This window comes from Arthrobacter sp. SlRoot2-15 (assembly GCF_059739345.1).
The window spans coordinates 3,446,349-3,467,146 of the sequence record NZ_AP046058.1; the positions used below are offsets into that span (position 1 = coordinate 3,446,349).

Below are 20,798 nucleotides of genomic sequence, written 5' to 3' on the forward strand. Positions count from 1 at the left end.
GTGTTGTTGAGCTGGGACACGGTAATACCTCTTCGGTTGGGCCCCTCGACTGTGAGGGGTCAGCGTGGATGGGGTGAGTTAGGGATCCGTCCCCCTGTGATCCGGCTCACGTCCATCACTCAAGCCTAGGAAAGTGGTCATTGCGCGCAACCCCCTATGCACGTTTGTGCAGCAGTTTCTGGCTGAGGCGGGCTACTTGCGGGTAGCAAACTCCCCAGTGGCTGCACGATTTCCCAATTTTTGCCAGGGGCGGAGGTCGTGGCCCAGCGCCGTGGGCCGCGCTGTTTCAGGATTTGAGCGGCGCGGCGAAAGACCGTGCGGCACGCGCTCCGCCCAGCGAACTGGCGGCAATGGTGACGAGGGCGCCGAGAAGCAGGGCCGCATCCTCGCCGGGTTGCAGGACATGGAGTTGCGCGCCGATGCTGGCCGCCGCCACCGGGATCCCCAGTTGGGCCGCTGAGAGCACACCGAGCGGCAGGGGTAGGCCGAACGCTCTCAGGCAGGCATGAAGGAATACGGTACCGACGCCCAGTGAGAGGCCCAGGGCCGCCATGTCCGGGTGGCCGGCAAGGTCGCGCAGGTTCAGGGACGATCCCAGCCAGACAAAAAAGATCGGACCGAGGAATCCGTCGCTGACGGCGAAGAGCTGACGCGCCAGGCGTCGGGGTTCGCCGACGGCCGCCACAACCAGACCGAAGGAGAAGCCGGCCAGCATGACAGAGACGTGCCCGAAGTTTGCGACTCCGGCCAGGGCGAAGAGGAGGGCCAGTTGGATGCGGAGCTCCAGCGCGAACTTGCGGTCCTCAGAGAGGCGATGCATGCGCTGGCGGGTCCCGCGGCGCTCCAGCAAGCGCAGCGTGAAGAAGAGGGCGACGGCGCAGACCCCCACTGCGAGCGCCCCCAGCGCGGCGCGGACGGCGTTTGGCGGGTCCACAGCCAGCGGCAACGCGAGAATGCAGGCAATGTCCGCGATGGCCACCTGCGCCGTCATGGCGATTACCTGTGGTCCGCCCAGGCGAAGGGAATCGACAATTGGCAGTACCAGCGCGGCAGACGAGGAGGCCAGGAGCACAACGTACAGCGGTGCGTGCCCGGTGCCGAAGGCCAGGCCCAGGCCGGTGCCAACCACGGCGGCCGCGATGGCCGCCAGAGCGGCGCGGCGTGCCCCCTGGCCAAGGGCGGAACGGATCTGCGGATCCCGCACCGGTACGTGCGTTCCGGCCACGAACATCATGAGCGCAAAGCCGATGTTGGCCAACAGGCTGAACGTCGGATCCGCCGGGTCGACCAGTGCGAGCCCCGTGCGCCCGATCAGGACGCCGGCCAGCAATTCGCCCAGGACCACCGGCAGGTTCCAGCGGACCGGCAGCGCGAGGAGGGGCCCGGCCAGCGCGACGACGGCGATCAGCGCCAGGGTCAGGAAGGTCACGGCGCGCCGGCGGCGGCGCGCACCGTCATTCCAGAGTCACTCACCATGGAATGAGACTAGTCCCGCGCGCGCCAAGTGCCCGTAACTGCCCGGCGTCGACCTGCGTTCCGGCCGGCGGGTTGCCGCAGGGCTACCCCCCGTTTACGGCTCTCAGCCTGTTCTCAGAATCCGTGGCTAAAGTCCCCGACGGCAGGATTGTCCTACCGCCGATGTGAGGAGAATGCGTGGGCCCGGTAAAGAGTCTTTGGGCGATGGTGCAGGGGGATCCCGTCTTCATGCGGAGGGTCAACGGGTGGCTGGCCATCCTCTGGATCCTCATGATCCCTATTTCCCTGATGATGGGCTGGCTGGACTCCGTCGTGTACGTCTCTGCCCTATCGCTCTGGGCCCTCGTCTCCGGCCACTGGTCCGCCTGGCAGGCCGCCCGCGTCGAAGTCGCCCAGATGGAGGACGCGAAGAAGCGCGATAAGGAAGACATTGTGGCGGAGGTGGTGGCCGCGCTGCTCGCCAGGACGGATTTGGAGCCGGCAGGCTCCCCGGTCACAGAGCGGGGCGGATCGCCGGCCGCGGCCGCCAACTGACCACCCCTGCGGTCTCAGTCACCGGCGGCAGGGAGGATGAGCCTCATCACGGTTCCATCGGCCCCGGTCCGGGCCACCTCCACCGAACCGCCGGCCGCCATGGCGATTTCGCGGACCAGGGACAGCCCGATGCCGTAGCTGCGCTGCCCGCGTGACCCGTCGGGGCCTGCAGTCCTGACGAAACGTTCGAAGATTCTGTTCTGGTCGACGCCGGTGATCCCGGCGCCCGTGTCCGCCACGGTGATCACCGCGTGCTGCTGCTCGGCGGCCACTGAAATGGTGACGCGGCCGCCGGGCGGGGTGTGGGAGAGTGCGTTGTCCGCCAGCGCCAGCACTGCGCGGCGCAGCGCGTTCGCGTCGATCCTGGCCGACGGCCGGCCGGCCGCGGAGAATTCCAGCCGGACGTCACTGGCCGCGGCGAGTTGCTGGAGACTTTCAGCGACGGCGGCGGCGACGTCGGCCAGGTCAACCAAATCCGCCGGCCCGGCCGCGGGATCCGGGGCGTCCGCCGTAGCGGCGAGCAACAGTTCGTTGACGATGTCGGTGAGCCGGGCAGTGTCCTCGCGGATCCGGGCCAGCTCCCGGCCCGGGCGCGAATCCGCCGCGGCGCCGCGCTGCGCAAGCTGGATCCGGGTGTCCAGGATGGCCAGCGGGGTGCGGAGTTCGTGGCTGGCGTCCTGGACAAACCGGCGCTGCAGGGCCAGTGCCTCGCCCAACGGCCGAATGGCGCTGCGGGCGCTGAGCCAGCCCACGAGGCCGGCCAGTGCAATCCCGGCTACCCCGGCGATGACCATCGCCTCCAAAAGGTCCCTGGAATCGAGGTAGGTGTACGTGGTCCCCGCCGGCGCCGGGGGCGGCAATTCCGGACGGGCCAGCTTGTTCATGAGATACAGGGCGGCGACTGCGAGCAGGCAAAGCACCATCACCGCGCAGGCCGCGCTGATGCGGACGGCCACCTTGAGCGAGGCCTTGCGCAGGGTGGTCTGGTCCGGCGTTCCTCCCGGCGGGGTTTCCTTAGTCATGGGCTTTCCTAGTCATTGGCCTCGCCGATCTGGTATCCGACGCCGTGGACGGTTCGGATGACGGTCCGGGCGATTTTCCGGCGGAGGTGGTGGACGTAGGTGTCGATCACGCCGGGTTGGTCAGTGGGATCAAAGAAGCCCGCGAGAAGTTCATCGCGGGTAAAGACCCTGCCGGGTTCGGCGGCGAGCGCCGCCAGCAGCTCGGCTTCCTTCGCCGTGAGGGATACCACGGCTCCGTAGACGGAGCGGACCGAGCGCGACGCCGGATCGAGCTCCCAGTCGCCGATGCCGACGGGGCCCGCGGGCCGGGAGTAGCTGCGGGTGAGGGCGCGGAGACGCGCGGCCAGCTCGCCGGCGTCGAACGGTTTGGTCACGTAGTCGTTGGCACCGGCGTCGAGGCCCCGGACCTTCTCGTCCGGTTCGCCCAGCGCCGTCAGAATCAGAATGGGCGTGGCGATTCCCTTGGACCGCAGGGCGGCTATCACGGCAATGCCGTCCATCACGGGCAGTCCGCGGTCAATCACCAGCACGTCCCACGGCTCGGTCAGCCCGAGGTGCAGGCCGTCCTGGCCCGTGGCGGCCAGCCGGACGCGGTAGTCCGGCTCCAGCAGTTCGGCGATCAGCGGGCCCAGGACGGGGTCGTCCTCGACGAGGAGCAGGGCCGGCCGGTCAGCGAGTGTCATGGGCCCTATTCTTCCGTGGCCGGTTCCCGGTTCAGTCCGGCGCCGTCCGTGTCGCGGCTGCTGCGGCGGCGCTTGAGCAGCTGGATTACCCAGGGCACGACGGAGACGAGGACCATCACCACTGCAATGACGTCGATGTTCTTGGCGACGATCTCATAGTGGCCCAGCCAGGTGCCCAGCAAGGTCACGGAGGTGGCCCAGGCCAGCGCCCCCACGACGTTCCAGAGGGTAAAGGCCTTGTACCCGTAGCGGCCGATTCCCGCGGTTAGCGGCGCAAACGTCCTGACCATGGGGACGAACCGGGCCAGGACGACGGCGGCGCCGCCGTGGCGGCGGAAGAACTCCTCCGTTGCGGTCAGGTGGGCGGTCTTCAGGATCCTCGCGTCGTCCTTGAACCATCGCCGCCCGAAGGTGCGGCCCAGCATGTAACCGACCTGGTCGCCCGCGATGGCGGCGGCCGTGACCACCCCGATCAGCACGGGCAGGGTCAGGTGCAGCTGCTGGTGCAGCAGGCCGGCGGTGAAGAGCAGGGAGTCGCCGGGCAGGAACGGGAACAGCACACCGGACTCGATGAACACCATCGCGGCGATTACGCCGAGTGCCGCGGGGCCGAGCCCCGCGAGCAGGCTGGCCGGGTCCAGCAGGGACGGTGTTCCGGCGGCGGCCAGGGCCGGGGCAAGCCCCGAGGTCAAAATACCAGGCATGGGAAGGTCCTTAGGGTCGGCTGGAACGGAGGAAGACGGCGTCGGGCAGGCGTTCCACGGTCCGGGGGCCGAACCGGTTCCATAGCCCGGCGAGCAACACGACTGCGGCCCCCGTGGCGAGGAAGGAAGCGGCGACGTCGGTGGGGTAGTGGACGCCGATGTACAGCCTGGACCAGGCCACGATAAGCGACATGGCCGCGCCGGCGGCTGCGGCGGCCGTGGACCAGCGGGTTCCGCGGGCGAGGAAATACAGCGCGAAGGCCAGCGCGGCGGCGAAGGCGACGTGGCCGCTGGGGAAGCTGTCGGCGCCTGTCTCCGGCGCGAGCGGGTCGAAGAGCAGGGTCGGGTCGGGCCGCGGGCGGGAGATGAGGAGCTTGAAGACTTCGCTGGCCGCCCAGCCCGAGCAGGCCACAACGCCGAACGCTACGGCCTTCACCAGATCGCGGCGGACCAGCCAGAGGTAGAGGGCCACGGCGCCGACTAACGCGAGTCCGGCCACGGGCCCGAACAGCACGTTGATGCCCATCGCGACGGCGGTCAGCGCTGCGGCGTGGTGCAGGCTGAGTCCCTGGTCTACGCCCAGCTCGGCTGCGGTGTCGCCCGGCACCAGTTGCACGGCCAGGCCCAGCGCCATGACCGCAACGCAAAGCAGCGCACCCAGGGACAGCCAGTGGCGGGCCTGGGGCAGGGCCCGAAAACGCTGCCCGGCGGCGGAACGCGCGTCGGGAAGGCGGGCTGGTGCAGGGCGGCTGTCAGGGACGGGTCCAGTCATGGAATCCTCCGGCTCGGGGGCGGCGGCGCGCGGTCACGCGTCCTGTCCCAGTCTTTGCCCCCCGGCTTAAGAAACGCTTAAGAACTTCCCGGCGGCATCAGTCCGAACCTCTCGTACAGCAACGGCAGCCCGGTTTTGAGACCGTAATCCACCGAGTCGCCGCGGTGGCCGATGCCTTCGCCGACGAACCGGCGGGTTGTCATGCCGGCGGCCCTAGCGAACCCCTCGGCGGCGGCGGCCTGCGGCCCGTACACCGGATCCAAGGCACCGCTGGTGAAAATGGCGAGCGAGTCGCTGTACTGGTGCGCCTTGAGGATGGTGGCAGGCTTCTCGGCGTTGAAGGCCGCCTGGTTCCCCCCAAAAATGGTCTTCACGGTGTTCTCGGGAGAGCCGTCGATTGGCTCGAGCTCGCCGGAAATGTCCAGCAGGGACCCGAAGAGCTCCGGCCTCTTGGCCCCGAACGAGAGGGCGCACTCCCCGCCGTTGGAGTAGCCTGCCACCGCCCACTGGACGCGGGCGCTCGAGACATTGAGCCTGGTACGGATGAAATTGACGACGTCGGTGGTGACGTAGGTGTACACCTTGCCCTTGTCCGAGTCCACGCAGACGGGATTCTGGTAGGGATTGCCCAGCTGGTCGATGGTGAGGAAGAGCGGAGCCAGCCCGTGGTTGCGTTGGGCGAGGGCGTTGAGTTCCTGGACGGCGGATTTGTTTTGTTCAGGCCCTCCCGGCTGGCCCATCATCATGATGATGATCGGAAGGGGCGGCGGATCGGCAACCAGGGCCGCAGGCGGCAGGTACAGATACGCGTCCCGGGCGCGGAAACCCGAGGCGGTTGCCGGGATCGATACGGACCCGCTCCTGCCGGTGGCCGGTATCCCGGCCGGAGGCGTCCAGCTCTGCCACAGCGCAACACCGCTGTCCTGCCGGGCCTTCGGGTTGAGCGCAGGCAGGGCCAGGTGCTGGGCCTGGTTCAGCCCCAGCATGGCACCCAGGGTGGGGTTCAGCCCGTAGCCGGCATTGATTGCCAAGGCCGCCGTCGAGACGAAAACCAGCACGGCGATCACGGCTGCCGCCTTTCGCCACCAGCGCGAACGCCACAGGTTTACCACCGCGAGGCCGACGCCGGCGAAGGCGGAGATAACCCAGACGCGGGTATCGGACTCCAGCGGCAGTCCGAACACGTTGACCACGACTTCGCAGATAAAGAGCGTGATGGCACCTGCGAGGGCCCCGCCCGCCAGTCCCGCAAACGCCACGAGCAACCAGCGCGGCGGGGGCGGCCTCCGGACCGCGAGGTAGAGGCAGGCGAGTACCGACAGCCCGTAGAAGGCGTAGAGCAGGGTTTGATCCACGACGTTCAGGCCGAGCAGCTGCTGCATGGGGTCCCCTCCATCACGCGCGTCCCTCTTAGGACGTTATAACACTGCAGACCGCGGAAAACGCTGGGAGTCCGATGGGTGCCGGCCCTCCTGCGGGTGATCCGGAGGTGCCAAGGGCAGCCGGTCGGGGCCCCTGTTGCCGTGCGGGCTGGAGTGGTCAAATGGTAGCAGCGGGACGAGGTAACTGAAGCTCCGATGTCCTGAAAGGAGTGCCCTTTGCCAGCTCCAGTGTCGACGCCAGTCCACGGGGCGAAGCGGACGCGTCGCAGCGGGTCGCCAAGGTGGGTTTTCTCGTCACTGCGGAGCGCGCCGGTGACCCTCGGGTTTGTCGCTGTCTTCTGGATCGTCGGCGCCGCGTCGTCGAGCATTTTCGAGGGGCCGGCGCCGGGTTTGAAGGCAGAGGTGGCCGCTACGGCGCATTTCTGGCCCGACCACTGGACCGCCGTGCTGGCTTCCGCCCTCTGGGCCCGGAACCTGCCGGGCTACATTCTGGGAACAGTGCTCGTGCTGCTGGTCGGCGTCCCGGTGGAACGCCAGATCGGCAGCCTGAAGCTGGCGCTCGCAGCCATCGCGGCCCAGGTTGCCGGCGTTCTGGCCGCCACCGGCGTCTGGGAGGCAACGAGGCTCCTGATGGGGAGCTGGGCCCGGGGCCTGGATGCAACCTACTTCCTGGGTCCGAGCGCCATGGTCTACGGCTCCCTCCTGGCTGCGACGGCGTCGATGGGGCCGCTGTGGAGGCGCCGGATCCGGCTGGGACTGTTCGGCCTGCTTATCCTGCTGACGTTCTACAGCGGCGGGTTCACGGACCTGGTCCGTCTTGGGGCTGGCGCTGCCGGCGCGTTGCTGGGCCCCGTGCTCCTTGGCCGCAGACCCCGGCTCCGGCGTCCGGTCAGCTCCCGGCACGAAGGGCGGGTGCTGATAGCGCTGCTGGTAGCGGTGTCGGCGGTGGGGCCGGTGGTTGCCGGTCTGACCCCGCACGCGGCGGGTCCGCTCGCTGTGCTGCGTTTGATCTTCACCGATATCCAGCCGGTGGATCCCCAGACGTTGCAGAGCGTGTGTGCCATCCCCGCCCAGCATCGGGAGTGCGAAGCCATGCTCCTGCAGCTGAGGGCCGGAGGCGGGGCCATCTTTATGGCGATCGTGCCGTCATTCTTGTTGCTGCTGCTGGCTGAAGGCCTGCGCCGGGGGCGCCGGGCGGCCTGGTTCGGTGCTGTGCTGGTCCAGGCCGCCTTGTCGGTCCTGGCGCTCATCACTATGGTCGGGGTCCTGCAGGCGGCCGGTCCCAACACGGTCGCCGGGGAACTGGTGGACGCCAGCCGGGTGGGCGGCCGGACCCATCCGCTGACCCTGGTGCTCCCGCTGCTCCTGCCGGTCATTCTCTTTGCTGTGCTGCTGGCGTGCCAGCCGATGTTTCCGGTTGCTGCGCCGCGCGGGACGTACCGGCGACTGGCCTTGCGGGTCCTCGGGTTGGCGGGACTTCTCGGTGTTCTCTACGTTCTCCTCGGAGTGGCGCTGGCTCCGGGCTTCAGCCCCGACCCGACGCTCGCTGACCTGGTGGCTGACGTCCCGGACAGATTCCTTCCGCTGGGCTTTACCGTGGACCTGCCGCCGGCGTTTTTCCCCGAAAGTACCCCGGCCGTGTTGCTCTATGAGGGCGTCGGAATCGCCTTCTGGGTCATCAGCGGGGGGTGGATACTGACGTCGTTCCTGCGTCCGGCCCACCCCCGCAGCGGTGCCGATATTGACCGGGCCCGGGCGATCCTCCGGGCCGGCCGGGGAAGCTCCATCTCGTGGATGACGACGTGGCCGGGTAACGTTTACTGGTTTTCGAGCAGCGGCGAGAGCTTTGTCGCCTACCGGGTCATCGCCGGCATCGCGCTGACCCTTGGCGGGCCGGTCGGACCGGGGTCCGGGACCGGCGATGAGGTGAACGAATTCGCCGCGTACTGCAGGTCCAACGGATGGAGTCCGTGCTTCTACTCCGTGCACACCGAGGTCCGTGAGGCCGCGTCCTCCCTGGGGTGGGATTCGGTGCAGGTCGCCCAGGAGACCATTCTTCCCCTGGCGGGCCTGTCGTTCCGCGGCAAGCAGTTCCAGGATATTCGGACGGCGATGAACAACGCCGCGAAGGCAGGCATCAGCGCCGAGTGGGTGCGGTATCCCGCCGCGACACTGGCAATCCAGGCGCAGATCCAGGCCATCTCCGAGGAATGGGTGGCCGACCGGAAGATGCCCGAGATGGGCTTCACCCTCGGGGGTGTCGAGGAGCTGAACGACCCCGAAGTCCGCTGCCTGCTCGCCGTCGACGTCCGGCACCACGTTCACGCGGTCACGTCATGGCTGCCGGTCTACCGGGACGGACGCATTGCGGGATGGACGCTGGACCTCATGCGCGGCCGAAGCTCAGGATTCCGGCCGGGCATCGAGTTCCTCATCGCCTCCGCTGCGCTGAGCTTCCGGGACGAGGGTTTCGACTTCATCAGTCTCTCCGGCGCACCCCTGGCCCATGCCCCGGGGGAGGAGCAAATCCGGCTCCGCGACGCCGGACCGGACGAAGCCGGACGCCTGGAGCGTCTGCTTGACCGCCTGGGGTCGGCACTGGAGCCTCTCTACGGCTTCCGGTCCCTTCTGGCTTTCAAGGGGAAGTTCCGTCCGCTGTACGCCCCGCTGTACATGGTCTATCCGGACTCGGCGGCCTTACCCGGCATTGCCAGCGCGCTCACCCGCGCCTACCTGCCCGACCTTGCTCTCCGGGAGCGTTTCCGGCTGGCCGGCAGCGTCCTGCGCCGCGGCGCCAAAGCCCGCGGCGCGTCCGGGAGGTCTTAAGGCCCGGCAAAATGACATGATCGCAGCATGAGTGCAAGCAGATTTCCGGGAAATCACGGCAGAAGTTTCAATAGCCGGGCCCATCATTCGCGGCTCAGGGTTCTGGTGATGGCCGTCGTCGGCCTGGGAACGGGGCTGGCGGTCGGGGTATTGAAGTCGTGGGCCTACGCGCCCGCGACGGGGTGGGCGGCGGCGTCGTTGACCTACCTGATATGGGTTTGGGCGGTCATCGGTGGACTGCAAGCCGAGGCGACGGCGGCGCACGCCCGGCGCGAGGATCCCAGCCGGGGCGTCTCCGATCTTCTTGTCCTGACGGCCACGGTGGCCAGCTTCGGCGGGGTTGCCCTGATTCTGTTGGACGCATCGAATGCCGAGGGCGGGACGAAGGCAGCCATTATCGGGATGGCTTTGGGTAGCGTGGCCCTGTCCTGGATGCTCGTGCATACCCTGTACACGCTGCGTTACGCCTCCATCTATTACCGGGACAAGACCGGCGTCGACTTCAATGAGGACAAGCTTCCGCGTTACCTGGATTTCGCCTATTTGGCTTTCACCGTAGGGATGACGTTCCAGGTTTCGGATACCGATCTCAAAACGGACGCCATCCGCACTACGGTGTTGCGCCAGGCGCTGCTGTCATATCTGCTCGGCGCCATCGTGCTGGCGACCACCATCAACCTTGTGTCGGGTCTGATCCACTGAACGTGCCGGTGAACGGGTGCCACCGTGAACACGAACGCCCGGCCGGTGCAGGAGCACCGGCCGGGCGTTTGCCGTTCATCGCGGGACCTGTTTTAGACCCCGGCGTTGTAGACGTCGAGGCCGAAGCGGTTCAGCCCCGGCGTCCCGGCGTACCCGAGGTAGGGCAGGCCGAAGGTGTCCTCGATGCTGGCGAGCAGGCTGTAGTGGTTGTAGGGGGTGGTGGACCAGGTACCGCCCTTGGTGAAGGGCGAGAGGACCAGCGCGCCGACCCGGCCGCCGCCCATGCCGGTAATGCCCGGCATCGGCGAGTTCGGGCCAGGGCCCTCGCCGCAGCACGCACTCGCGTCGCTCTGCGGGCCGTCGGACTCGTCGAAGGTGATCACCAGAACCCCGTCCTGCTTGAACGCGGGCGAGGAGGTGATGGCCGGAACCCACTGCTTGAGCCAGGCGTCGGCGCTGGCCAGGCCGCCCGGGCGCCCGTCGACACACGGGGAATCGTGGCCGTCATTGCACAGGTTCGGCGTGATCATCGACAGGTTCGGGGTTGTGGCGACCGAGGCGAGGTCCGTCTTCAGGGCGGACAGGTCGACGTCGTTCTTAGCGCAGTCCGGCGAACCGGTGATGCCGGCGAAGTACACGAACGGGTTGTGGCGCGCCGCGTACTGGTCGCCGACCTTGGCCTTCTGGGTGTCGTCGACGGTGCCCAGCGCGGGGTGCCGGCAGGGGGTTCCCATGTCCTCCATGTACCCCTTCCAGGTCTTCCCGGCGTCCTTGAGCTGCCCCGCGACGGAGGGGACGCTGGCCGGGAAGACGCAGCCGTCGCCGACTGCCTGGCCCGGGCTGGCCGTCCCGCTGCCGACGAACGGCGAGTAGTTTTGGCAGTCGGCCTGCATCTGGGGGTTCGGACCCTGGCCCGAAATCTGGGCCACATAGTTGGGCTGGGAGTTATGCGCCGTGCCGAAGTACTGGTTCAGCAGCACGCCCTGGCCGCGCAGCGTCTGCGAGAGATACGGCGCGGCCGACGCCGGACCCCAGGTCTCGTCGTAGCCCTTGTTCTCGAGGTTGATCACAAAGACATGCTTGGCCCCGGGCAGGTACCCGCCTGCTTTGGTGGCGGCCGGAGCGGCGCCGGTGCTTGCGGGGGTGCCCGCGGTGGCTGCCTGCGGGCCGTAACTGAGCGAGGCGGCTGCGAGCACGACCATGGCGGCAGCGGCGAGCCGCCGCAGCGTGCGGCGGCCGCGTCGTTCCAGCGCGGGCGGTGCTATAGGAGTACTGGGGTTCACGGGAGCTTCCATCCGTCGGCGAGTGCTTTCTGTTTCAGTCCGGACCATTCCTCGGCCGGCGGCGGTCCCACGGGGGTGCACGCCGGGCCGGCCACAAACGGCGGGACCAGATACTTGGGGGCGGCAAGGTTGGCCGGTGCGCCGAAGTCGAGGACCTCGGCGATGTTGCGGGCGGCCTTGTCCCGCGGGGTCAGCGGCGGCAGGTTCCAGCGCCATTCGATGGCCTTGAGGACCGAGGTGTGGTCGTAGACGTCATGCGCGACATAGCGGCGCCGGGCACGGGGTGAGACCACCAGGGAGGGAACCCGGAAGCCGCGCAGTGCGGTGTCCGGGCTGGTGTCCGGAGCGGTCGTCGGGGCGACGTGGTCGTAGAAGCCGCCCCATTCGTCGTAGTTGACCACCAGCAGGGTGTTGGCCCAGCCCGGGCCGGATGTGACCGCGTTGTAGACCTCGGCGAGGAACGTCTCGCCGGAGCGGATATCGGCGTGCGGGTGGTCGTCCCCGGAGGTGCCGGAGCCCTCCTCGGTGAACCGCGGATCCACGAAGGACACTGCCGGCAGGGTCCCGGCGCTGGCGTCGGAAAGGAACTCGGAGTAGTGGTGCGAAATTCCCAAATACTTCGTGCCCCACAGCGCGGTGAACGGGATGTCGCCGTAGTAGTACTTGCCGGACACTCCCGCTGCGGCGAGCCGGTCCCAGATCGTGGTCAGCGAGCTGGTGGCCGAGGAGTTATGGATCCGGTCGGTGGCGGCGGCGTGCTGGTAGAACCGGTTGGGGTAGGTCTCGGCCATGGTCGCCGCGAAGTACCGGTCGCAGACCGTCCAGTCAGGGCCGGCCTGCCGCCAGAAGTCGACGTCGGCGGCGTCGTAATATCCGACGGCGAACTCGTCGTTCTCACCGGCCCGGAGCCAGCCGTCGTTCTTGCCGTTGTTGTACTGGATCCGGCCGCCCTCGTAGGAGTGGTCCGGGTCCGGGTGGCCGCAGCCCTGGAAGTCCGTCAGGTGGTGGGTCGAGTGCGGAATGCCATAGCGGTCAATGTAACTCAGCCCGGACTGTTTCCCGTCCGCGCCCGGCATCCAGCCCAGGAAGTGGTCGAAGGAGCGGTTTTCCATCATCACGACGATGATGTGCTCGATTCCGGAGGCCGCGGGCGCCGGCAGCGCGGGCGCGGCGGCCGTAGCGGCCCGGAGGGTGCCGCCGGTGGCCAAGGCCGTGGCGGCAGCGGTCCCTGCCACGCCCAAAAAGTTGCGTCTTGAAAAGTTCACGTTCGGATTCCTTTGTCGTCAGGGCTGACTTCCCGCGTCGCCGGAGGAGACCCGGCCAGCCCGCTACAGGGGTAATCGCTGGGAGGGCCCGGCAAGTTACTCACGGGTAGAGTTCACGCCAAAAAGTAGATCACGAAACGGTTACGCCCGGGGCGATATGGGGGTCAGTTCATGCCCTGTTCATGACACGTTCGCGCACAGGACGGCCGGGTTCACCCAGCGGTTACCGGAATTGGACAGCCAGCGAGGCCACGCCGATGCGCGGCCGGCTGCCCCGCGGCCGGCGGGGGAGGGGCATTACCCCGCGGCAGCCCCGGGTGCGTTCTGGCCGTATTCGGCCGTGATGAGGATCGGCAGGTGGTCGGAGGCGCCGCGCGGGAGCGTTTCGACGTTCTCGATCATGAGGCCCTGCGAGGTCGCGAAGTCGAAATGGCCCTTGAACACCTTGTAGCGGGTGTAGGTGCGCCGGTCGCTGAGTGAGAGCTCGTAGCCGGCGTCCTTCATCTGCTCGGTGAGGTATTTCGTGAAAAACGGGTAGTTGAAGTCGCCCACCATTAGAGTCATCAGCCCCCCGCCCATGCTCAGCAGCTCCGCGTGGGCGGCATGGATCTGGTTCCGCCGCAGCGAGTTCGACGCCGTGAGCGGCGCGGCATGGAAGGACGCGATGACCAGGTCATGGTCAGTCTCGTTGTCAACCACCCGGGTGCCGATGAGCCGCTCATGCGCAGGAGCCAGCACGTGGTCATGCAGCGACTTCTTCAGCGCGAAAGTCTTGGTCTCATACGCGGTGAAACGGTCCTTGCGGTAATAGATCGCCAGGCCGAGCCGGTTGCCCCTCGTCGCATCGGCGAGGTGGAGGTCCCCGATGCTCTCGGGCAGATCCTCGGTGTCACATTCCTGGAGGCAGAGCGCATCGATATTGAAACTGGCGGCCAAAGCCTCCAGTTCGCCACTGGCCTTGTGTTTGCGGAGGTTGTAGCTGATTACGCGGATCAGGGGGAGCACCTCTTCGCAGGATAGTCGGGGTAAGCCTGCTCCCGAGTCTACCCAGTCCGCCGGTCCGGGGAGACAAAAGGCGCGGCGGGAGCGCGGCGTCCCGAGGCGATAAGGTGGGTTGGATTCTCTGATGAATGCTGCGAAAGGGTCGACGTTGACTGCTGAACTACCGGTGCTGGCCGAGGGCGATTTCTACTACGAGGTGTTGGGGGACGGGCGGTTCCGCTCCACCATCCACGCCCAGGGCGCCTGGAATGCGCACGAACAGCACATGGCCCCGGCGTCGGGCATCATGGCAGACGCCCTGGCCCGGCACGAGCCGCGCGAGGACATGCGGATGGCCCGGATCAGCTACGAGATCCTGGGCCTGATCCCGGGCGGCGAGTTCGAGGTCACCACCACCACATTGCGCCCCGGCCGGACCATCGAGCTCCTGCAGGCCGAACTCGTGGCCGGCGGCCGCGTGGCCATCCGGGCCACGGCCTGGCGCATAATCACCTCCGACACCTCCGCGGTCGCCGCCTTCGAGGACCCCGGTATCCCCGCGCCGGAAGACTGCGAACCGTACGACGCCGCCACGGTCTGGCCCGGCGGCTACATCGCCTCGCTGACAATGCGCATCGCCGAGGGCCACCGGGCCGGGTCCGGGACGGTATGGCTGCACACCGGCTACCCGCTCACGGACCGGGCGGACAGCAGCGACCTGGCCCGGCTGGTGGGCCTGGTGGACACGGCCAACGGCATTGCCGCACGGGTTCCGCCGGGCAAGGGCAGCTACGCCTTCCCCAACCTGGACCTGCAGATCCACATGTACCGCCGCCCTGAGGGGGAGTGGCTGGGCCTGGACAACGAGGTGTCCTTCGGCACGGACGGCATCGGGCTGACCTCCACGGTGCTGCATGACCTGCAGGGACCCTTCGGGCGCGCCGAACAGATTCTGACGCTGCGGAAAAGCTGAGCAGCGGGACGCCCGGCGGCGGCTAGTGGAAGACGAGCCAGCCGACAACGGTGGCCAGGCCGGTCAGGAACGCGCCCCACGCGATGTCCGCGACGACGATCGCCAGCGGCCACTTCTTCAGCGTCGCGGCGTTCGTCAGATCGTAAGTGGCGTACGCGAACGCGCCCAGCGCGGCGCCATAGCCCAAGGCTGTCAGCCAGCTTCCGCCGTCGAGCGCCGGCCGGAGGGCGAAGAAGACAATTCCGGCGATGTAGAGCACGTAGAACACCACGGCGTACCCTAGATGGGGCTTGTCCGCCATCAGGTGTCCCAGGTGCCGGCGGTAGAACTTGTTCATCGACTTGAGCCAGACGGCGTCAATCACGGCGAACGCGGCGGCCACCACCAGGAATTGCAGAATGAGCATAAGGGAGCATAACAACATGGAGCAGGCCGCGGCCGGACCCCGGACCCTGAGGGTGTTCCGGCAGGAGCACTCGCTCGGCGCCGCGGCGGACCTGGACTTCGCCCTGGAACTGCTGCAGCGGGTGAAGACGGGAGCGGCCGGGCCCATGCTGCGGCTCTACCGGCCCGCGCCCACGGTCGCGTTCGGCCAGCGGGACACCCATCTTCCGGGCTTCGAGGCCGCGGCACAGGCCTGCCGCGAACTCGGGTTCGAACCCCTGATCCGGAAAGCCGGCGGCCGGGCAGCCGCGTACCACGAGGGCACGCTGGTGATCGACCACCTCGAGCCGCACACCGACGCGATCGCAGGCGCCAAGGGGCGCTTTTCGCTGTTCGGCGAACTGCTGGCGCAAGGACTGCGTGACGCCGGAGTGGACGCCGCCGTCGGGGAGATCCCGGGCGAGTACTGCCCGGGGGAGTTCAGCGTCCACGGGCAGGATCCTGCGGTGCCGGGGCATCAAGTCAAGCTCATCGGCACCGCCCAGCGGGTGGTCTCCGGCGGCTGGCTGTTCAGCTCGGTGATCATCGTGGAAAACTCCGCGCCGATCCGGGCCGTGCTCGAGGCAAGCTACGCGGCCCTGGGCCTGGACTGGGACCCGGCGACGGCGGGGGCGGTCAACGATCTGGTCCCGCACCTGGATGTGGACGCCATCGAGGGTGCCGTGCTGGGCGCATACGGGCGCTACGCCTCGCTCAAAGACGGCGGCTTCGGCAGCCTCCGGGCCTAACTTTCGTCCTGCGTTTCGGCTGCGCCGGCGCGCGCCGCGAGGAGCTGTTCACGCAGGATGTCGGCGTGCCCGCAGTGCTGGGCGAGTTCCCGCAGCATGTGCAGATAGACCCAGCGCAGCGGCAGCGGCCCGCGGCGGTTGCCGGTAACCAGGTCGTCGAGCCCCAGAGCTACGGTCCCGCCGCGTGAGTCCTCGCAGGCCTGGACGTAGGCGGCCCGGACGCCGGCGATGGTATCGCCGGCGTCCAGGATGAAGGATTCGTCCGGGGTCGCCGGGATGCCGATCTCCGATCGGCTCCGGCGCGTGATGGCTTCGTCGAACCAGACCTTCTCCACAAATGTTGCGTGCTTGACCAGCCCCAGCAGCGTTGTCCGCGAAGGGACCAGGGAAGCCCGCGCCTCCTGCTCGCTCAGCCCCTCCAAGCAGTCGTGCAGGGCGGTCCGGTGCTCGTCGAGGAAGGCGTCGAATTGCGCCTTAAGGCCCGCCGAGAAGATCGCCGGATCCATGCTGGGGAAAGTGCTCATGGGCCCACAGCCTAGTACGTAGCAGGCGCTCAGTTGGCGCCCGCGAGCAGTGAGCTGGCTTCCTGGCGGGTGCTGCCGGAGCTTTCGATGTGGGCGAGTTCGGCGGGGATGTCCCAGCCTTTTTTGCGCATCGCGGTGGCCCAGAGCCGGCCGGCGCGGTAGGAGGAGCGGACCAGGGGCCCGGACATGACGCCGAGGAAGCCGATCTCGTTGGCCTCGTTTTGCAGGTCGACGAATTCCTGCGGTTTGACCCAGCGGTCCACCGGGAGGTGGCGTTCGGAGGGGCGCAGGTACTGGGTGATGGTGATCAGGTCGCAGCCGGCCTCGTGCAGGTCGCGCAGTGCCTCGGAGATTTCCTCGCGGGTCTCGCCCATGCCCAGGATCAGGTTGGACTTGGTGACCATGCCGAGGTTGCGGCCCTGGGTGATGACGTCCAGGGAGCGTTCGTAGCGGAACGCGGGGCGGATGCGCTTGAAGATCCTCGGCACGGTCTCGACGTTGTGCGCGAAGACCTCGGGTTTGGCGTCGCAGATCGCCGCGATGTGTTCGGGTTTGCCGGAGAAGTCCGGGATCAGGAGTTCGACGCCGGTGCCCGGGTTCAGTTCGTGGATCTTGCGGACCGTTTCGGCGTAGAGCCAGACGCCTTCGTCGGCGAGGTCATCGCGGGCCACACCGGTGACGGTGGCGTAGCGCAGGGCCATGGACTGGACCGAGCGGGCGACCTTAGTGGGTTCGAACATGTCCACCGGGGAGGGTTTGCCGGTGTCGATCTGGCAGAAGTCGCAGCGCCGCGTGCACTCGGAGCCGCCGATCAGGAACGTCGCTTCCTTGTCTTCCCAGCACTCGAAGATGTTGGGGCAGCCGGCCTCCTCACACACGGTGTGCAGGCCCTCTTTTTTGACGAGGTTCTTGAGCTGGACGAACTCCGGGCCCATCTGGACCTTGGCTTTAATCCATTCGGGCTTCCGTTCCACCGGGGTGGCCGCATTGCGCTGCTCAATGCGCAGCATCTTCCGGCCTTCTGGTGCCAGTGTCATCTGTTTTTCCTTCGTAAGTGGGCCGGGTGTCGGCGGGGTGGGATGGGAGGGTCGGCGGTAGCGGAGCTGGTCACCACCCGGTGTACTGGGCTGCGGCGTAGAGAATGAGGACGAAGCCCAGCAGTCCACTTAAGCCGACCGCCCAGGCTTCAGCCTGCTGCCGCCTGCGCCGCCTCCGGCGCCTGGCGGCCGCTGTTCCGGCCGGGGTCGGCCGGAGGGCCAGGGACCGATTGGCTCGGTTGATGTCCGCCATTGCCGTCAGCACTCCACGACGTTGACGGCGAGGCCGCCCATGGCGGTTTCTTTGTATTTGGAGCTCATGTCTTTGCCGGTTTCGCGCATGGTCACGATGACTTCGTCGAGGGAGACGCGGTGGGTGCCGTCGCCCCAGAGGGCCATTTTGGCGGCGTTGATGGCTTTCGCCGCGGCGATCGCGTTGCGTTCGATGCAGGGGATCTGCACGAGCCCGCCGATCGGGTCGCAGGTCAGGCCGAGGTTGTGTTCCATCGCGATTTCCGCGGCGTTCTCGACCTGGGCCGGGGTGCCGCCCATGACTTCGGCGAGCCCGGCGGCGGCCATTGACGACGCCGAGCCCACCTCGCCCTGGCAGCCGACCTCGGCGCCGGAGATCGAGGCCTGTTCCTTGTAGAGCACCCCGATCGCGCCGGCGGTGAGCAGGAACTTGACGACCGTCTCGTCGCGGTCGGCCTGGCTGGCCTTGTCCATGCCGGGGGCGAAGTGCAGGGCGTAGTAGAGCACCGCGGGGATGATCCCGGCGGCGCCGTTGGTGGGGGCGGTGACGACGCGGCCGCCGGAGGCGTTTTCCTCGTTCACGGCTAGGGCGATCAGGTTGACCCATTCCTGCCAGTACTTCGGGTCCCGGTAGTCGGGGTCCTGGCCGGGGGTTTCCTTGAGCAGGCGTTCGTGCCAGTCGGGGGCGCGGCGGCGGACCTTGAGCCCGCCGGGCAGCAGCCCCTCGCGCTTGAGGGAGGTTTCCACGCAGCCTTCCATCACCGAGTAGATGTGCAGCAGGCCTTCGCGGATCTCCTGCTCCGTGCGGGAGGCACGTTCGTTGACGAACATGACCTCCCCGATCGAGAGGCCCCCGGACTTACAGTGTTCGAGCAGTTCCGCGGCGGTGCGGAACGGCAGCGGCAGTTCCTTTTTGGATTCGTTGAGTTCCTTGAGCGCGGCGTCTTCCTCGCCCTCGCGGACGATGAAGCCGCCGCCGACGGAGAAGAACGTGGCGGAGTGCAGGGTCCCGCCGTCGGCGTCGGAGACCATGAAGGTCATGCCGTTGGTGTGCCGGGGCAGGATGGTCAGCGGGCGCAGCACCATGTCCTTCACCCCGTACGGCAAGGCGACGGACCCGGCGAGCTGCAGTTTCCCGCTCTCGGCAATCGCGGCGAGCCGCTCCTCCACCTCCGCCGGGAGGATGAGTTCAGGGTGGTAGCCCTCGAGCCCCAGCAGGACCGCCGTCATCGTCCCGTGGCCGTGGCCGGTCGCAGCAAGGGATCCGTAGAGATCCACCCGCAGCGACGCCACGCGTCCCAGGTCGCCGGAGGCCTTGAGCTCCTCGGCGAACACCGCCGCGGCCCGCATCGGGCCCACGGTATGCGAGCTTGACGGCCCCAATCCGATGGAAAAGAGATCAAAGACTCCAACAGCCATTGTCGGTTCCTCACTAGGTCATGCTTCGAATGTTCGGTGGTCGGGCCTGTCCAGCCCCCAATGCGTGGACAGGCCCGACCGCCAGGGCTGGCTAGAGAGCCGGGTAGAGCGGGTGGGCGGCGGCGAGGGCTTGGACCCGGGTGCGGAGCCCGGAGAGGTCCGTGCCGGCGTCGGCGGTCAAAGCCTCGGCGATGATGTCCGCGACCTCGGCGAACGCGGCCTCGCCGAAGCCTCGGGTGGCCAACGCCGGGGTGCCGATCCGCAGGCCGGAGGTGACCATCGGCGGGCGCGGATCGAACGGCACGGCATTGCGGTTGACCGTGATGTCGATCGCAGCGAGCCGGTCCTCGGCTTCCTGGCCGTTGAGCTCGCACTCGCGCAGGTCCACCAGCACCAGGTGTACATCGGTGCCGCCGGAGATCACGTTGATCCCCTTCGCGATCACGTCCGGCTGGACCAGGCGCTCGGCGAGGATCCGGGCACCGGCCAGGACACGCTCCTGGCGTTCCTTGAACTCCGGCGACGTGGCGATCTTGAAGGCCACGGCCTTGCCGGCGATGACGTGCTCGAGCGGTCCGCCCTGCTGGCCCGGGAACACGGCCGAGTTGATCTTCTTGGCGATGCCGGCGTCGTTGCTCAGGATGATCCCGCCGCGCGGACCGGCGAGGGTCTTGTGCGTCGTCGACGTGGTGACGTGGGCGTGCGGCACCGGGGAGGGGTGCAGCCCGGCCGCGACGAGCCCGGCGAAGTGCGCCATGTCCACCATCAGGTACGCGCCCACCGAATCGGCGATCCGGCGGAACTCCGCGAAGTCCAACTGCCGGGCGTAGGCAGACCAGCCGGCAACAATGAGCTGCGGCTTGTGCTCCCGGGCCAGGGCCTCGACCTCGGCCATGTCGATCCGGTGGTCATCCTCCCGCACCTGGTACGGGATCACGTTGTAGAGCCGGCCGGAGAAGTTGATCTTCATGCCGTGGGTGAGGTGCCCGCCGTGGGCCAGGTTCAGGCCCATGATCGTGTCGCCCGGACGGATCAGCGCGTGCATCACCGAGGCGTTCGCCTGCGCACCGGAGTGCGGCTGGACGTTCGCGTATTCGGCACCGAACAGGGCCTTGACCCGGTCGATCGCGAGCTGCTCGATCACGTCGACGTGTTCGCAGCCGCCGTAATAGCGCTTGCCCGGGTAGCCCTCGGCGTACTTGTTCGTCAGGACCGAGCCCTGCGCCTGCATCACGGCCACCGCGGTGTGGTTTTCCGAGGCGATCATTTCCAGGCCGTCACGCTGACGGCCCAGCTCCGCGTCGATCTTCGCGGCGATCTCCGGGTCCAGCACGGACAGCTCCGCATCCAGCGACGGCGACACGACCTGGTCGAAGGCGGTCAGGGTGCCCGCCGCCGCAGCCCCGCTCACAGTTCCCCGCCGTTGGCTGCAGCGTACTCTTCGGCCGACATCAGCGGCCCTTCTTCGATCACGGCGACCTTGAACAGCCAGCCGGCACCGTACGGGTCGCTGTTGATCAGCGAGGGATCGTCGACGACGGCGGGGTTGGTTTCGGTGACCTCGCCCGTGACCGGGGCGTACAGGTCCGAGACCGACTTGGTTGACTCGACCTCGCCGCAGGTCTCGCCCGCGGTCACCGTGGCGCCCACCTCGGGCAGGTCAACGTAAACGATGTCGCCGAGGGCGTCCGCGGCCACGGCTGAAATGCCGATCCCGGCCGGGCCCGACCCGTCAGCGGCGACCCATTCGTGTTCCGCGGAGTACTTCAGTTCGGCTACTACTTTGCTCAT

General features: G+C 67.9%; 20 protein-coding genes. 5 read left to right on the plus strand and 15 right to left on the minus strand.

Features of this window, described 5'->3' with window-relative positions; all coding sequences use genetic code 11:
- Positions 1–286: 286 nt before the first annotated feature.
- Entirely contained in the window at positions 287–1,429 is a 1,143-nt protein-coding gene (locus AC6I9V_RS16035; protein WP_497900114.1) for a cation:proton antiporter, read from the minus strand.
- A gap of 224 nt (positions 1,430–1,653) precedes the next feature.
- On the opposite strand from AC6I9V_RS16035, the gene AC6I9V_RS16040 reads away from it, so the two are divergent.
- Positions 1,654–2,010, plus strand: a complete 357-nt coding sequence (locus AC6I9V_RS16040) for a hypothetical protein (protein WP_497900115.1) — start codon at positions 1,654–1,656, stop codon at positions 2,008–2,010.
- A 14-nt stretch (positions 2,011–2,024) separates the two neighbouring features.
- Here the strand turns inward: AC6I9V_RS16040 and AC6I9V_RS16045 are convergent, their stop codons facing one another.
- From AC6I9V_RS16045 to AC6I9V_RS16065, 5 genes are all read right to left on the minus strand, one after another.
- Positions 2,025–3,032, minus strand: coding sequence for a sensor histidine kinase (locus tag AC6I9V_RS16045; RefSeq protein ID WP_497900116.1), 1,008 nt, complete (start codon positions 3,030–3,032; stop codon positions 2,025–2,027).
- 8 nt (positions 3,033–3,040) lie between these two features.
- On the minus strand, positions 3,041–3,715 hold the full coding sequence (locus AC6I9V_RS16050; protein ID WP_497900117.1) for a response regulator transcription factor: 675 nt from the start codon (positions 3,713–3,715) through the stop codon (positions 3,041–3,043).
- Between the two features lie 5 nt (positions 3,716–3,720).
- Positions 3,721–4,419, minus strand: coding sequence for a DedA family protein (locus tag AC6I9V_RS16055; RefSeq protein WP_349411295.1), 699 nt, complete (start codon positions 4,417–4,419; stop codon positions 3,721–3,723).
- A 10-nt stretch (positions 4,420–4,429) separates the two neighbouring features.
- Entirely contained in the window at positions 4,430–5,191 is a 762-nt protein-coding gene (locus AC6I9V_RS16060) for a phosphatase PAP2 family protein (RefSeq protein ID WP_349411294.1), read from the minus strand.
- A gap of 77 nt (positions 5,192–5,268) precedes the next feature.
- Complete coding sequence (locus AC6I9V_RS16065; protein WP_497900118.1) at positions 5,269–6,573, minus strand: alpha/beta hydrolase; 1,305 nt, start codon at positions 6,571–6,573, stop codon at positions 5,269–5,271.
- 312 nt (positions 6,574–6,885) lie between these two features.
- On the opposite strand from AC6I9V_RS16065, the gene AC6I9V_RS16070 reads away from it, so the two are divergent.
- Entirely contained in the window at positions 6,886–9,399 is a 2,514-nt protein-coding gene (locus tag AC6I9V_RS16070; protein WP_497900119.1) for a bifunctional lysylphosphatidylglycerol flippase/synthetase MprF, read from the plus strand.
- 108 nt (positions 9,400–9,507) lie between these two features.
- Complete coding sequence (locus AC6I9V_RS16075; protein WP_497900120.1) at positions 9,508–10,101, plus strand: DUF1345 domain-containing protein; 594 nt, start codon at positions 9,508–9,510, stop codon at positions 10,099–10,101.
- A 92-nt stretch (positions 10,102–10,193) separates the two neighbouring features.
- On the opposite strand, the gene AC6I9V_RS16080 is transcribed toward AC6I9V_RS16075, so the two are convergent.
- The 3 genes from AC6I9V_RS16080 to AC6I9V_RS16090 form a co-directional block, all read right to left on the minus strand.
- Entirely contained in the window at positions 10,194–11,384 is a 1,191-nt protein-coding gene (locus AC6I9V_RS16080) for an alkaline phosphatase family protein (protein ID WP_497900121.1), read from the minus strand.
- Entirely contained in the window at positions 11,381–12,649 is a 1,269-nt protein-coding gene (locus tag AC6I9V_RS16085) for an alkaline phosphatase family protein (protein ID WP_497900122.1), read from the minus strand. The genes AC6I9V_RS16080 and AC6I9V_RS16085 overlap by 4 nt, the downstream gene beginning before the upstream one ends.
- Positions 12,650–12,946: 297 nt before the next feature.
- Positions 12,947–13,642 (minus strand): endonuclease/exonuclease/phosphatase family protein, encoded by a 696-nt coding sequence (locus AC6I9V_RS16090; protein WP_497900335.1) that lies wholly within the window; start codon positions 13,640–13,642, stop codon positions 12,947–12,949.
- Between the two features lie 157 nt (positions 13,643–13,799).
- Between AC6I9V_RS16090 and AC6I9V_RS16095 the strand changes: the two genes are divergently transcribed.
- Positions 13,800–14,603, plus strand: coding sequence for a thioesterase family protein (locus AC6I9V_RS16095; RefSeq protein WP_497900123.1), 804 nt, complete (start codon positions 13,800–13,802; stop codon positions 14,601–14,603).
- A gap of 22 nt (positions 14,604–14,625) precedes the next feature.
- On the opposite strand, the gene AC6I9V_RS16100 is transcribed toward AC6I9V_RS16095, so the two are convergent.
- A complete protein-coding gene (locus AC6I9V_RS16100; protein ID WP_349411286.1) occupies positions 14,626–15,009 on the minus strand; it encodes a DUF2177 family protein in 384 nt (127 codons plus the stop codon).
- A 16-nt stretch (positions 15,010–15,025) separates the two neighbouring features.
- Between AC6I9V_RS16100 and AC6I9V_RS16105 the strand changes: the two genes are divergently transcribed.
- The gene (locus tag AC6I9V_RS16105) at positions 15,026–15,775 is read left to right on the plus strand and encodes a lipoate--protein ligase family protein (RefSeq protein WP_497900336.1); all 750 of its coding nucleotides are present in this window, start codon (positions 15,026–15,028) and stop codon (positions 15,773–15,775) included.
- Here AC6I9V_RS16105 and AC6I9V_RS16110 read toward each other — a convergent pair.
- From AC6I9V_RS16110 to gcvH, 5 genes are all read right to left on the minus strand, one after another.
- Complete coding sequence (locus AC6I9V_RS16110; protein ID WP_497900124.1) at positions 15,772–16,299, minus strand: DinB family protein; 528 nt, start codon at positions 16,297–16,299, stop codon at positions 15,772–15,774. The genes AC6I9V_RS16105 and AC6I9V_RS16110 overlap by 4 nt on opposite strands.
- Positions 16,300–16,328: 29 nt before the next feature.
- The gene (gene lipA / locus AC6I9V_RS16115) at positions 16,329–17,336 is read right to left on the minus strand and encodes a lipoyl synthase (RefSeq protein ID WP_497900125.1); all 1,008 of its coding nucleotides are present in this window, start codon (positions 17,334–17,336) and stop codon (positions 16,329–16,331) included.
- 258 nt (positions 17,337–17,594) lie between these two features.
- A complete protein-coding gene (locus tag AC6I9V_RS16120) occupies positions 17,595–19,007 on the minus strand; it encodes an L-serine ammonia-lyase (protein WP_497900126.1) in 1,413 nt (470 codons plus the stop codon).
- 91 nt (positions 19,008–19,098) lie between these two features.
- Positions 19,099–20,418: a serine hydroxymethyltransferase gene (glyA, locus tag AC6I9V_RS16125; protein ID WP_497900127.1), complete on the minus strand. Its 1,320-nt coding sequence runs from the start codon at positions 20,416–20,418 to the stop codon at positions 19,099–19,101.
- Entirely contained in the window at positions 20,415–20,798 is a 384-nt protein-coding gene (gene gcvH / locus AC6I9V_RS16130) for a glycine cleavage system protein GcvH (protein ID WP_497900128.1), read from the minus strand. Before gcvH ends, glyA begins: the two co-directional genes overlap by 4 nt.